The organism is Streptomyces sp. NRRL S-1022, assembly GCF_000720135.1.
Lineage (GTDB): Bacteria > Actinomycetota > Actinomycetes > Streptomycetales > Streptomycetaceae > Streptomyces.
On record NZ_JOIU01000007.1, the window covers coordinates 17617 to 30827 of the forward strand.

At 74.1% G+C, this 13211-nt stretch carries 9 protein-coding genes and 1 pseudogene; 8 read left to right on the top strand and 2 right to left on the bottom strand.

All coding sequences use genetic code 11. The annotated features are described in order from the left end of the window. Nucleotides 1-59 precede the first annotated feature (59 nt). Nucleotides 60-1262: a bifunctional adenosylcobinamide kinase/adenosylcobinamide-phosphate guanylyltransferase gene (locus tag IG05_RS0109245; protein ID WP_030340904.1), complete on the top strand. Its 1203-nt coding sequence runs from the start codon at nucleotides 60-62 to the stop codon at nucleotides 1260-1262. Here IG05_RS0109245 and IG05_RS0109250 read toward each other — a convergent pair. Continuing rightward, nucleotides 1252-2238 carry a class I SAM-dependent methyltransferase gene (locus tag IG05_RS0109250; RefSeq protein WP_030340906.1) on the bottom strand — a complete coding sequence of 329 codons (987 nt, stop codon included), beginning with the start codon at nucleotides 2236-2238 and terminating at the stop codon, nucleotides 1252-1254. The two genes, IG05_RS0109245 and IG05_RS0109250, sit on opposite strands and share 11 nt — an antisense overlap. Nucleotides 2239-2371: 133 nt before the next feature. Between IG05_RS0109250 and cobT the strand changes: the two genes are divergently transcribed. The 3 genes from cobT to IG05_RS47740 all read left to right on the top strand — a co-directional run bounded on the left by cobT (nucleotide 2372) and on the right by IG05_RS47740 (nucleotide 6591). Next, complete coding sequence (gene cobT, locus IG05_RS0109255) at nucleotides 2372-3481, top strand: nicotinate-nucleotide--dimethylbenzimidazole phosphoribosyltransferase (protein ID WP_030340908.1); 1110 nt, start codon at nucleotides 2372-2374, stop codon at nucleotides 3479-3481. A 499-nt stretch (nucleotides 3482-3980) separates the two neighbouring features. Next, nucleotides 3981-5786, top strand: coding sequence for a phosphatidylglycerol lysyltransferase domain-containing protein (locus IG05_RS0109260; RefSeq protein ID WP_234335812.1), 1806 nt, complete (start codon nucleotides 3981-3983; stop codon nucleotides 5784-5786). A gap of 25 nt (nucleotides 5787-5811) precedes the next feature. Next, nucleotides 5812-6591, top strand: a complete 780-nt coding sequence (locus IG05_RS47740; RefSeq protein WP_051789678.1) for a hypothetical protein — start codon at nucleotides 5812-5814, stop codon at nucleotides 6589-6591. Here the strand turns inward: IG05_RS47740 and IG05_RS0109270 are convergent. Beyond that, the gene (locus IG05_RS0109270) at nucleotides 6531-7295 is read right to left on the bottom strand and encodes a hypothetical protein (protein ID WP_030340915.1); all 765 of its coding nucleotides are present in this window, start codon (nucleotides 7293-7295) and stop codon (nucleotides 6531-6533) included. The genes IG05_RS47740 and IG05_RS0109270 overlap by 61 nt on opposite strands. Before the next feature lie 60 nt (nucleotides 7296-7355). On the opposite strand from IG05_RS0109270, the gene IG05_RS0109275 reads away from it, so the two are divergent. From IG05_RS0109275 to IG05_RS42045, 4 genes and pseudogenes are all read left to right on the top strand, one after another. After that, entirely contained in the window at nucleotides 7356-8117 is a 762-nt protein-coding gene (locus IG05_RS0109275) for an adenosylcobinamide-GDP ribazoletransferase (RefSeq protein WP_030340917.1), read from the top strand. Between the two features lie 224 nt (nucleotides 8118-8341). Next, nucleotides 8342-9880, top strand: a complete 1539-nt coding sequence (locus tag IG05_RS0109280; RefSeq protein ID WP_030340919.1) for a leucyl aminopeptidase — start codon at nucleotides 8342-8344, stop codon at nucleotides 9878-9880. Between the two features lie 282 nt (nucleotides 9881-10162). Further along, nucleotides 10163-11551 carry a dihydrolipoyl dehydrogenase gene (gene lpdA, locus IG05_RS0109285; RefSeq protein ID WP_030340921.1) on the top strand — a complete coding sequence of 463 codons (1389 nt, stop codon included), beginning with the start codon at nucleotides 10163-10165 and terminating at the stop codon, nucleotides 11549-11551. Nucleotides 11552-11612: 61 nt separating this feature from the next. Beyond that, nucleotides 11613-13101, top strand: a pseudogene (locus tag IG05_RS42045) (2-oxo acid dehydrogenase subunit E2). The last annotated feature ends 110 nt before the right edge of the window (nucleotides 13102-13211 follow it).

Below are 13211 nucleotides of genomic sequence, written 5' to 3' on the forward strand. Positions count from 1 at the left end.
CACCTGCCGAGAGCCTAGCCGGAAGCGCAAGACCTGCTCAGAGAGGTGAAAATCGTTCCGTGGACATCACTCTGCTCGGTACCGGCGCCCCCGCGGGACTGCCTCGCCCCGACTGTTCCTGTGCCGCCTGTGCGACCGCGCTCGGGCCGGACGCGCGGGCCGCGACCGCGGTGCTGGTGGACGGCGCGCTGCTGCTCGACCTGACACCGGGTGCGGCCTTCGCGGCGGCGCGCGCCGGGCATTCGCTGGGCGGGCTGCGGCAGGTGCTGCTGTCGCACCCGCACGACGGTCCCGCGGTGGAGGTGCCGGCCGGGCTGCCGCAGCCCGGCCGGGTGCCGGACGGGCGGGAGTTGGCGCTGCTGACGGGGCATCGGGTGCGGGCGGTGGCGATGGACGCCGGCGGCACCGGCTACGCGGTGACCGGGCCGGACGGGCAGCGGCTGCTGTACCTGCCGCCGGGCGGGGCGCCGGCCGGTCTGGAGGAGGCGACGGCGGAGTCGTACGACATGCTCCTGGCGGACGTCGTCGGGCGGCCCGACGCGCTCGCCCGGCTCCGCGCGGTGGGCTCGGTCGGCCCGACGACGGACGTGCTCGCGGTCCACCTGGACCACGACGTGCCGCCCGGCGCGGAGTTGCGGCGCCGGCTCGCGGCGGCCGGGGCGCGGGCGGTGCCGGACGGGACGACGCTGGTGGTCGGGGCGTACGAGGAGGTGCCGGACGTGCCGCGGCGGACGCTGGTGCTGGGCGGGGCGCGCTCGGGCAAGTCGGTGGAGGCGGAACGGCGGCTGGAGACCTTCCCGGACGTGCTGTACGTGGCCACGGGCGGCACGCGGGGCGGGGACACCGAGTGGACGGCGCGGGTGGCCGCGCACCGGGAGCGGCGGCCGGGGTCGTGGCGCACGACGGAGACGACGGACCTGGTGCCGCTGCTGGCCGAGGACGGGCCGCCGCTGCTGATCGACTGTCTGTCGCTGTGGCTGACCGATGTGATGGACTCCGTCGGGGCGTGGGACGACGCGGAGTGGGCGGGCGGTGGCGAGAAGGAGCTGCGGGAGCGGGTGCGGGAGCTGGCGGCCGCGGTGCGTACGACGCGGCGGACGGTGGTGGCGGTGTCCAACGAGGTCGGCTCCGGGATCGTCCCCGCGACGGCGTCCGGGCGGCGGTACCGGGACGAACTGGGGCGGCTGAACGCGGCGTTCGGGGCGGAGTGCGAGCAGGTGCTGCTGGTCGTCGCCGGGCAGGCGCTGGTGCTCAGGGGGTGAGCCGCTTCTGCGCCACGATGCGGTAGGCGTTGGAGAAGCGGGTGCGGCGCGCGAGGGGGGCCAGGACGTGGTCCACTGCCGCGGCCACGTCCAGGAGGGGGCTCGCCGCGAGTTGGAGCAGGGGGTGGGCGGGGGCCAGGGAGAGGGCGACGGCGGCCGCGAGGTCGAGGGGCACGTGCGGATCCCTGCGGTCCGTCACCAGGATCGTGCAGCCCTGGGTCTCCAGTTCCGCGCGCAGGTTGGCCGGGGGCGGCAGGTGCAGGTGGCGCGGCTGGCCGTAGGGGAACCAGCGGCTGCCGAGGAGCGCGGCGAAGAGGCAGCGGGGGTCGGGGACCTCGACGACCAGGTGGCCGCCGGGCCGCAGCACGGTGAGCGCGGCGCGGAGTTCGGCGCGCGGGTCGGGCGCGTGCTCCAGGTGGTGGAACAGGGTGACCACGTCGTAGCGGGCGCGCAGCCGCGCCGCCATGCCCGGCGTCGCCAGGTAGCCCTGGTGCGCCTCCTCCACCCGCCCTTCGCGCAGCGCCTGCTCCACCCGTTCCGTCGGGTCGAGCCCGTCGAAGCTGGTGTAGGGGAAGAACTCCTTCGCCGCCTCGGGAAAGCGGCCGTATCCGGTGCCGACGTCCAGCCAGCTCTCCGGCTCGCGCAGCGCCGACAGGCGCCAGGCGGCGGTGCGGTGCCGGCGGCGCACCGCGCGCGGGGAGAGGACGCGGGCGGTCAGCTCGTCGAGGTGCCGGTCGTAGAAGTCCCGGTGGTAGAAGGCGATTCCCTCCGCGCTGAGCCGGGGGTTCTGGAAGACGTGGCCGCAGTCCCGGCACCGGTCGAGGGCGAACGTGCCCGGCCGCTGGCGCAGCGGGTCGGGCGCGCGCACCCGGGTGCGCAGGCGGCGGGAGCCGCACCAGGGGCAGTCCTCGCGGCGCGGCTCCTGGAAGGGGTCGAAGGGGGTGATGGTCTGCGGGGTGAGGGACGAGGTCGGCATGGGCGGCTCCCTGTGCGACATTCCGCGGCAAACCGGAACGTATGGGATACCGATCCGAGGTGCAAAGACGTCGCGGGGGTGTGGTGGCGATGTGGCGCGGGAGCCGTCGTTCGCTGGCGGTACTGTTCGGCGAATGAGCAGCCTTAATCTGGACGACTTCACCGATCTGATCGAGCGCCCGGACGGGGGCGTTCGCCGGGACGCCGAGGCCCTGCGGGAGCGCCGGATCGTGCCGCCGGGAGCGCTGGGCCGCCTGGACGAGCTGGGCGAATGGCTGGCGGCCGCGCGGGGCACCGTACCGGTACGACCGGTCGAACGGCCGCGGGTGGTGCTGTTCGCCGGTGACCACGGCGTCGCCGAGCTGGGCGTGTCGGCACGGCCCGCGGGCGGTGCGGAGCAGCTGGTGCGGGCGGTGCTGGAGGGCGCCGGCCCGGTGTCCGTGCTCGCGCGCCGGCTGGAGGTGCCGGTACGGGTCGTGGACATGGCGCTGGACTGCGAACCGGACGCCTTCCCGAAGGACGTGACCCGGTACCGGGTGCGGCGGGGCAGCGGCCGTATCGACATCGAGGACGCGCTCACCCTGGACGAGGCCGAGGCCGCCCTGCTGGCGGGCGTCGCGGTCGCCGACGAGGAGGCCGACTCGGGGACCGACCTGGTGGTGCTCGGCGATGTCAGCGTGGGCGGGACCACCCCGGCGGCGGTGCTGATCGCCGCGCTGTGCGGCACCGACGCGTCCGTGGTGACCGGGCGGGGCGGAGTCGCGATCGACGACCTGGCGTGGATGCGCAAGTGCGCGGCGATCCGGGACGCGCTGCGGCGGGCCAGGCCGGTGCTCGGGGACCAGCTCCAGCTGCTGGCGACGGTGGGCGGGGCGGACCTCGCGGCGATGACCGGGTTCCTGCTCCAGTGCGCGGTACGGAAGCTGCCGGTGATCCTCGACGGGGTCGTGGCCGCCGCGTGCGCGCTGGTCGCCCAGCGGGTCGCGTTCCGGGCGCCGGACTGGTGGCTGGCGGGGCACGACAGCGGGGAGCCGGGGCAGGCCAAGGCGCTGGACCGGATGGCCCTCGAACCGCTGCTGGAGCAGGGGGTGCGGGTCGGCGAGGGGGTCGGCGCGCTGCTGGCCCTGCCGCTGGTCCGGGCCGCGGCCGCCCTGGCCGCGGAACTGCCGGAAAACCCGGCCACGGAGGAGCCGCCGGCCACCGGGGAGACCCCGGGTGCCGGGGAAGCGCCGGAAGCGGAGTAGGCGCAGGGCCGAGGAGGCGCCGGAGGCGGAGTAGGCGCAGGGCCGAGGAGGCGCCGGAGGCGAAGTAGGGGGTCGCGGCCGGTCCGGCACCGCCGGGCCACGCCGTCCCGGCCGCACTCCGTCCCGGCCGCACTCCGTCCCGGCCGCACTCCGTCCCGGCCGCACTCCATCCCGGCCGCACTCCGTCCCGGCGGAGACGAGTGACCCGGGGTCGAGGAGGCGCCGGTCGAGGAGGCGCCGGAGGCGAAGTAGGCGGTTGCGGCCAGGCCGGCACCGCCGGGCCACGCCGTCCCGGCCCCGCGCCGTACCGGCCGTACTCCATCCCCGCCATACGCCACCCCAGCCGCACTCCACCCCGGCCGTCCGCCGTCCCGGCGGAGACGAGTGACCCGGGGGAAGCAGCCGGCGGGGAAGGGGGTCCGGGGAAGCGGAAGGATGACGTCCGCGTCGGAGCGAAAAGCACGGTTCGCCACATCCGGTCCCCATATGATCCTGCCCCATGGGAGATGCCGGAATTGCCGTGGAGCAGCGCGTGGAGGCGGCACGGACGGGTGAGCAGGCGCGGCGGTCCGCCGGGACGTCCCGGCGGGCCGCCGCCTTCGCCGTCTGGTACCTGCGGACCGTCGCCTTCATCAACTTCCTGAGCGCGGTGTGGGTCTCGCTCGGCCAGGACGTGCGCCGGCACAACCAGGACGACTTCTTCACGCCGTACCTGCTGACGGCCGGCTTCGCCTCCGGGGTGTTCACCGCCTTCCTGGCGATCACCATGCGGCGCCGCAAGCGGGCCGCGTGGATCCTCAACCTGGTGATGAGCGGGCTCTTCCTGGCCCTGTTCGCGTTCGCCATGGCGTTCCCGGAGATCCGGCGGTACGCGCAGAACTGGATCTCCCTGGCGCTGACGGCCGCCTTCGTGGGCGCGCTGCTCGTCGGCCGGCGGGAGTTCTACGCCAAGGGCGACCGGTCCAACCCGCGGCTCGCGGCCACGGTGGCCGTCGGCGGCGGACTGGTCGCGAGCCTGCTGGCAGGGCTGCTGGTGACGGTCACCAACCAGGCGCCGGACGCGGCCCGCTCGACGTTCCCGGAGCGCTGGCACTACGGCGCCCTGCGGCTGGTGTCCGTGGCCGCCGAGGAGTCCCACTTCCCGGGCATCGACCCGCCGAACTGGGCCAACGTGGCGGTCAACGTGCTCAGTACGGCCCTGGTCCTCGCCGTCCTCTACGCCGCCTTCCGGTCCCGGCGGGCCGTCGACCCGCTCACCGAGGACGACGAGAAGCGGCTGCGCGAGCTGCTGGAGCGGCACGGCGAGCGCGACTCGCTCGGCTACTTCGCGCTGCGCCGGGAGAAGAGCGTCGTATGGTCGCCGACCGGGAAGGCGGGCGTCGCCTACCGGGTGGTCGGCGGGGTGAGCCTGGCCTCCGGGGACCCGATCGGGGACCCCGAGGCGTGGCCGGGGGCGATCGCGCCGTGGCTCGCCCAGGCGCGGGCGCACGGCTGGATCCCGGCGGTGATGGGGGCGGGCGAGGAGGCCGGGACGGTCTACTCCCGGCACGGCCTGGACGCCCTCGAACTCGGCGACGAAGCGATCGTGGAGGTCGCCGAGTTCACCCTGGAGGGCCGGGCGATGCGCACCGTCCGGCAGGCGTACAACCGGGTACGGCGGGCCGGGTACCGGGTGCGCATCCGGCGGCACGCGGACGTCCCGGCCGACGAGATGGCGTACCTCGTCGAGCGGGCCGACGACTGGCGGGACGGCGCCACCGAGCGCGGCTTCAGCATGGCCCTGGGCCGGCTCGGGGACCCCGGGGACGGCCGGTGCGTGATGCTGGAGTGCACGGACGCCGAGGGCCGGCTGCGGGCGCTGCTGTCCTTCGTGCCGTGGGGGCCGCACGGGCTGTCCCTCGACCTGATGCGGCGGGGCCGGGACGCCGACGATTCCGCCAACGGGCTGATGGAGTTCATGGTCATCGAGCTGCTGCGGCGGGCCGGCGAGATCGGGATCACGCAGGTCTCACTGAACTTCGCGATGTTCCGGTCGGTCTTCGAACGTGGCGCGCGTCTCGGTGCCGGTCCGGTGCTGAGGCTGTGGCGGTCGCTGCTCAGCTTCTTCTCACGCTGGTGGCAGATCGAGTCGCTGTACCGCGCCAACGCGAAGTACCGGCCCATCTGGGAGCCGCGGTTCCTGCTCTTCGAGAAGAGCGCGGACCTGCCGCGCATCGGCCTCGCCTCGGCCCGCGCGGAAGGCTTCCTGGAGGCGCCGGGACTGCCGAAGTGGCTGCACCGCAGGCACCTGGACACGCACCGATGAGACTCGTTCGACGGGGGAACGCTCGATGGCAGGAACGCTTGACGGGGGAACGTTCGACGAGGGACGTGCCGTGAGGGCCCTGGCCCGCGGGGCCCGTGCCGAGTGGGGGCCGCTGTGCGCCGCCGCGCGCGAACCCCTGCGGAGACGGGGTCTGGCGGCCGTACCGATGACGGTCGCCGCGGTGGGCATGACGGCGTTCCTGCAGTACGTGCAGAACCAGCCGTGGGGCTATCAGCCGGTGCAGAACCTGGGTGCCGTACGGGCCGAGGACCCGCTGTGGCTGGCCCTGCTGCGCACCCCCCTGTCGATGTTCGTGCCCGCGCTCGACCTGCCGGTGTGGGGGGCGCTGGCCCAGATCCTGCTGGTGTTCGGGATCGCCGAGCTGTGCCTGGGCTGGGGGCGGGCGCTGACCATCGCCTACGTCGCCACGCTCGCCGGGACCCTGTACGCGCGGCTGGGCATCACCCTCGGCGGGCACGCCCCGTTCGGGCTGCCGTGGACCGACGCGCAGGTGGTGGACACCGGCCCGTCGGCGGCCGTGGTGGGGCTCGCGGTGTTCGTGGCCTGGCGGTACGGCGCCTACGCGACGGCGGGTGCGGTGACCCTGGCCATGGTCGTCGAGGTGCTGGTGAAGGAGAACCTGGCGGGCAAGGAGCACCTGGCCGCGCTGATGGCGGTGGGGCTGCTGTGCCTGCTGGCGGCGCTGCGGCACCAGCGGGCGGGGCGGCCGCACCGCCCCGGCCGTCACCTGTGGTCGGGCAGGCGCGCCGGACGCGGATCGGGTTTGCCGCCGATCCAGTCCTGAACGGCGCGGCTCGGCCGGACCCAGCGGCGGTCGTGCCGGTAGGCGCGCAGCGCGGCCCTGGCGCGGGCACGGGGACGGCGGCCGTAGAAGCGGCGGGCCCACGGGGAGCCGGGGCGGGCGAGCCGGACCGCGCCGACCAGCGCGACCAGCGGCACGATCACCCCGAAGAGCGCGGTGCGGGCCTTGCCCTTGCCCAGGGCGATGAGCGAGAGGAGGAAGTTGCCGGAGACGGTGGCGAGGACGCCGCCGCGGTCCTGGAGCTCCTCCCGCGACAGGTCGTTGACGCCGAACGGGGAGAAGCCCCCGAGCAGCAGGCCGACGAGGGCGGCGGTCAGCACGACGACCTCGACGCTCTTGCGCCCCTCCTCGGTCCAGTAGACGTCGTCCAGGTGCAGGATCAGCGCGAACTCGTCCAGGACCAGGCCCGCGCCCATGCCGAACAGCACGGCGGAGACGATCCCGCCGGCGCCGTGCCGGTCGCTGGCGACCGCGCCGAAGCCGCCGACCAGGGTCAGCACGACCCCGGGCACGACGTGGTGGATGTGCAGCCCGCCCGCCCTGACGTTGCCGAACGGGCCCTTGCCGGCCCGGATCAGCCGGGTGACGACCCGGGTGAGGACGAACGTCAGCACGAAGGCGGTGAGGGCGAGCAGCAGCGGGAGTTTGCCCGGCTCGACGATGTTGCGCACCCACCAGTGCCCCATGTGCGCACTGTATCCCCGGCACCCCTCGGGGGCCCTCCGGCCGCCGGGTACCCTGCGCCGGTGCAGAAATCCTCCCCCCTGGACGGTCTCCGGTTCGCCTTCGGCACCCTCACCGTGCTGCCCGTCCGGGTGCACCGCTGGGACCGGGTGGCCGCGCGCGGGGGCATGCTGTCGGCCCCGGTGGCCGGGCTGGTCGTCGGCGGCTGCGCGGCCGGGCTCGGGGTGCTGCTGCTCCTGCTCGGCGCGGGCCCGCTGCTCGCCGCCGTCGCCTCGGTCGCCGTACCGGCCGTGCTGACCCGGGGCCTGCACCTGGACGGGCTCGCCGACACCGCCGACGGGCTGGGCAGCGGCAAGCCCGCCGAGGACGCGCTGCGGATCATGAAGCAGTCGGACATCGGGCCGTTCGGGGTGCTCACCCTCGTCCTGGTGCTGCTGGCCCAGGTCGCCGTACTGGCGCAGCTCTACGGCGACTCGTGGACCCGGGGGGCCGTGGCGGCCGTGGCCTCGGCGGTCACCGCCCGGCTGGCCCTCACCCTGGCCGCCCGCGCGGGGGTGCCGGCCGCCCGCCCGGAGGGGCTCGGGGCGGCGGTGGCCGGGGTGGTGCCGGGGGCCGTCGCCCTGGGGGCCGCCGCGGCGGTGGTGGCGCTGGCCGCGGTGGCGGGCCCGCGGGCCGCCGCGGCGGTGTCGGCGGGGGCCGGCGGGGCCGAGGTGCTGCTGCGGCTGTGCGTCCGCAGGTTCGGCGGGGTGACCGGGGACGTGTTCGGCGCGGTCGCCGAGACGGCCGCGACCGTCGCTCTCGTGGTGCTGGCCCTCGGCCGCTAGCCGTTCCCGGCCCGGCACGTCCGTGTTCCGCCGCCCGTTCCGCCACCCGAGGGAATGAGCGGACGCACCCACGCGCGTAGTCTCGTCCCGGGTGTTCGCCGACAGGGTGAAGGCCCCGGTTGCCACCTGTCCCCAGGCCTGGACCTAGGGTCGGCTCTCGGGCCCGGTCGACCCACCCCATTTCGGCCACTGCAACTTCACATCGGAAGCGAGATTTCACCACCGTGACTGCTCTGACTCTCAGCACCGCCGCGGCGCCCGGCCTGCGGGCCGACGCGATCGTGATCGGTGTCGCCAAGGGCGCCCAGGGGCCCGTCGTCGCGCCGGGCGCCGAGGCCGTGGACAAGGCGTACGACGGCAAGCTGGCCGGCGTTCTGGAGACCCTCGGTGCCTCGGGTGCCGAGGGCGAGCTGACGAAGCTGCCCGCACCGGCCGGCTTCAAGGCCCCGCTCGTGGTGGCGGTGGGCCTCGGCGCGGAGCCCGGCGACGACGAGGACGCCGGCTACGACGCCGAGGCCCTGCGCCGGGCCGCCGGTGTGGCCGCCCGCGCGCTCACCGGGACCCGCAAGGCCGCGTTCGCGCTGCCGATCGACGGCCCCGGCGCCATCGGCGCGATCGGCGAGGGCATCCTGCTCGGCGCCTACTCCTTCGACGCCTACCGGAGCGGCCAGGACGCCGGCACCGCCAAGGCCAGGAACGGCAAGGCGCCGCTGGCCGAGGCCGCGCTGCTCGGCGGCAAGCCGCGCGACGCCGCCCACAAGGGTGCGCTCGCCCGCGCGGTCGCGGTCTGCGAGGAGCTGAACCGCGCCCGCGACCTGATCAACATGCCGCCGAACGACCTCACCCCCGCCGCCTTCGCCGGCATCACGCAGACCGCGGCCAAGGAGCACGGCCTCAAGGTGCAGGTGCTCGACGACAAGGCCCTGGTCAAGGGCGGCTACGGCGGCATCCTCGGCGTCGGCGGCGGCTCGGCGGCCACCCCGCGCCTGGTGAAGCTGTCGTACCGGCACCCGAAGGCGGAGAAGCACCTGGCCTTCGTCGGCAAGGGCATCACCTACGACTCGGGCGGCATCTCGCTGAAGCCGGCCGGGCACAACGAGACGATGAAGTGCGACATGAGCGGTGCCGCCGCCGTGTTCGCCGCGGTCGTCGCCGCCGCGCGCCTCGGGCTCGAGGTCAACGTCACCGGCTGGCTGGCGCTGGCCGAGAACATGCCGTCCGGCTCCGCGGTGCGCCCGGGTGACGTGCTGCGCATGTACAGCGGCAAGACGGTGGAGGTGCTCAACACCGACGCCGAGGGCCGGCTGGTGCTCGCCGACGCGCTGTGGGCGGCCTCGCAGGAGAGCCCGGACGCGATCGTGGACGTGGCCACGCTGACCGGCGCGATGATGCTGGCGCTGGGCAGCCGGACGTTCGGTGTCATGGCCAACGACGACGCGTTCCGCTCCACGGTGTACGAGGCGGCGGAGGAGGTCGGCGAGCCGGCCTGGCCGATGCCGCTGCCGGAGCACCTGCGCAAGGGCATGGACTCGACCGTGGCCGACATCGCGAACATGGGCGAGCGGATGGGCGGCGGGCTGGTCGCCGGCCTCTTCCTCCGCGAGTTCGTGGGCGAGGGCATCACGTGGGCGCACCTCGACATCGCCGGGCCGGCGTTCAACGAGGGCGGCCCGTTCGGCTACACGCCCAAGGGCGGCACCGGGTCGGCCGTGCGCACGCTGGTGCGGCTCGCGGAGCTCACCGCCGCGGGTGACCTGGGCTGAGTCGCCTGCCGGCCCGGTCCGGCCGGCACTACGGCGTCCGCAGGGGCGTGGGGGCTGTTCGCGCAGTTCCCCGCGCCCCTGCCCCCGCGCGCCTTCGTTTTCCAGGGAACGTGGGACGTCTCACACACCGGCCCGGCGTCTCGATCCCGTCCGACAAGTGCAAAGATGGAGCCCGGCAGGACAGGGCCCCCACCGAAGGGCCGAAGCATCAAGCGGCCGGACACCAGCCGCCTGCCGGTCAGCGAAGACCGGCCTACGGCGCACATGCATGGAGGACGTGACGTGGCGAACGACGCCAGCACCGTTTTCGACCTAGTGATCCTCGGCGGTGGTAGCGGTGGTTACGCCGCGGCCCTGCGCGGGGCGCAGCTGGGCCTGGACGTCGCCCTGATCGAGAAGGACAAGGTCGGCGGCACCTGCCTGCACCGGGGTTGCATCCCCACCAAGGCCCTGCTGCACGCGGGCGAGATCGCCGACCAGGCCCGCGAGAGCGAGCAGTTCGGTGTGAAGGCCACCTTCGAGGGCATCGACGTCCCGGCCGTCCACAAGTACAAGGACGACGTGATCTCGGGCCTGTACAAGGGTCTGCAGGGGCTCATCGCGTCCCGGAAGGTGACGTACATCGAGGGTGAGGGCCGGCTGTCCTCCCCCACCTCCGTGGACGTGAACGGCCAGCGCGTCCAGGGCCGCCACGTGCTGCTGGCGACCGGCTCCGTGCCGAAGTCGCTGCCGGGCCTGGAGATCGACGGCAACCGCATCATCTCCTCCGACCACGCCCTCGTCCTGGACCGCGTGCCCAAGTCCGCGATCATCCTCGGCGGCGGTGTCATCGGTGTCGAGTTCGCCTCGGCGTGGAAGTCCTTCGGCTCGGACGTCACGGTCATCGAGGGCCTGAAGCACCTCGTCCCGGTCGAGGACGAGAACTCCTCGAAGCTTCTTGAGCGTGCGTTCCGCAAGCGCGGCATCAAGTTCAACCTCGGCACCTTCTTCCAGAAGGCCGAGTACACCCAGGACGGCGTGAAGGTCACCCTCGCCGACGGCAAGGAGTTCGAGGCCGAGGTCCTCCTCGTCGCCGTCGGCCGCGGCCCGGTCTCGCAGGGCCTGGGCTACGAGGAGGCCGGGGTCGCCATGGACCGCGGTTACGTCCTCGTGGACGAGTACATGCGCACCAACGTTCCGACCATCTCCGCCGTCGGCGACCTCGTCCCGACGCTCCAGCTCGCGCACGTCGGCTTCGCCGAGGGCATCCTGGTGGCGGAGCGTCTGGCCGGTCTGAAGGTCGTTCCGATCGACTACGACGGTGTCCCGCGGGTGACGTACTGCCACCCGGAGGTCGCCTCCGTCGGCATCACCGAGGCCAAGGCCAAGGAGATCTACGGCGCGGACAAGGTCGTCGCTCTGAAGTACAACCTGGCGGGCAACGGGAAGAGCAAGATCCTCAAGACCGCGGGCGAGATCAAGCTCGTCCAGGTCAAGGACGGTGCCGTGGTCGGCGTCCACATGGTCGGCGACCGCATGGGTGAGCAGGTCGGCGAGGCCCAGCTGATCTACAACTGGGAGGCGCTGCCGGCCGAGGTCGCCCAGCTCATCCACGCCCACCCGACGCAGAGCGAGGCGCTCGGCGAGGCCCACCTGGCCCTGGCCGGCAAGCCGCTGCACTCCCACGACTGAGCCTTCGGTCCACGGGCGCGACGACACAGACTTCCGCAATTCGTTAGGAGCAACCGAAACCATGGCGGTTTCCGTAACCCTTCCGGCGCTCGGTGAGAGCGTCACCGAGGGCACTGTCACCCGCTGGCTGAAGGCCGAGGGCGAACGCGTCGAGGCCGACGAGCCGCTGCTCGAAGTCTCGACCGACAAGGTCGACACCGAGATCCCGGCCCCCGCCTCCGGTGTGCTGGCCTCCATCAAGGTCGCCGAGGACGAGACGGTCGAGGTCGGCGCCGAGCTGGCCCTGATCGACGACGGCACGGGCGCGCCCGCCGCCGCCCCGGCCCCCGCCGCCGAGGCCGCTCCGGCCGCCGAGCCCGCCCCGGCTCCGGCCGCCGAGCCCGAGCCGGCCCCGCAGGCCGCTCCGTCCACCGAGCAGGCCGCCCCCGCCCCCGCCCCGACCGCCGAGGCGGCTTCCGGCGGCGGCTCCGCCGAGGGCACGGACGTGGTCCTGCCCGCGCTCGGCGAGTCCGTCACCGAGGGCACCGTCACCCGCTGGCTGAAGTCGGTGGGCGACTCCGTCGAGGCCGACGAGCCGCTGCTCGAAGTCTCCACGGACAAGGTCGACACCGAGATCCCGGCGCCCACCTCGGGTGTGCTGCTGGAGATCACGGTCGGCGAGGACGAGACCGCCGAGGTCGGCGCCAAGCTCGCCGTCATCGGCGCCCCGGGTGCCGCCCCGGCCGCCGCTCCGGCTCCGGCCGCCCCGGCCCCCGCCGCCGCTCCGGCTCCCGCCCCGGCCCCGGCTCCCGCCCCGGCCCCGGCTCCGGCTCCGGCTCCCGCGCCGGCTCCGGCCCCCGCCGCTCCGGCCCCGGCTCCGGCGCCCGTCGCCGCTGCCCCGGCCCATGGTCAAGGCGCTGCACGAGCAGGCCCAGCTGTCGTCGGTCGTCGAGGTCGACGTCACCCGCCTGATGAAGCTGCGCGCCCGGGCGAAGGACTCCTTCGCGGCACGCGAGGGCGTCAAGCTCTCCCCGATGCCGTTCTTCGTCAAGGCCGCCGCGCAGGCGCTGAAGGCCCACCCGGTCATCAACGCCAAGATCAACGAGGCCGAGGGCACGATCACCTACTTCGACTCCGAGAACATCGGTATCGCGGTGGACTCCGAGAAGGGCCTGATGACCCCGGTCATCAAGCACGCCGGCGACCTCAACATCGCGGGCATCGCCAAGGCCACGGCGGAGCTGGCCGGCAAGGTCCGCGCCAACAAGATCACCCCGGACGAGCTGTCCGGCGCGACCTTCACCATCTCCAACACCGGTTCGCGCGGCGCGCTCTTCGACACGATCATCGTGCCGCCGGGCCAGGTCGCGATCCTCGGCATCGGTGCCACGGTCAAGCGTCCGGCCGTCATCGAGACGGAGGAGGGCACGGTCATCGGCGTCCGCGACATGACCTACCTGACCCTCTCCTACGACCACCGCCTGGTCGACGGCGCCGACGCGGCCCGTTACCTGACGGCGGTCAAGGCGATCCTGGAGGCGGGCGAGTTCGAGGTCGAGCTCGGTCTCTGACCCCCGGTCCCCGATCAGGCCGTACGGCACCCCGCCCGGAACCTTCCGGGCGGGGTGTTCGCGTTTGTTCGCATGCCGGGCGTGTAAGCCTTGTCTCACCTGCGCAAAAG

Coding starts and splice junctions, on each gene's coding strand:
- IG05_RS0109250 (WP_030340906.1), bottom strand. CDS start 2,238: ATGCCGACCTCGTCCCTCACCCCGCAGACCATCACCCCCTTCGACCCC.
- cobT (WP_030340908.1), top strand. CDS start 2,372: ATGAGCAGCCTTAATCTGGACGACTTCACCGATCTGATCGAGCGCCCG.
- IG05_RS0109260 (WP_234335812.1), top strand. CDS start 3,981: ATGGGAGATGCCGGAATTGCCGTGGAGCAGCGCGTGGAGGCGGCACGG.
- IG05_RS47740 (WP_051789678.1), top strand. CDS start 5,812: ATGGCAGGAACGCTTGACGGGGGAACGTTCGACGAGGGACGTGCCGTG.
- IG05_RS0109270 (WP_030340915.1), bottom strand. CDS start 7,295: ATGGGGCACTGGTGGGTGCGCAACATCGTCGAGCCGGGCAAACTCCCG.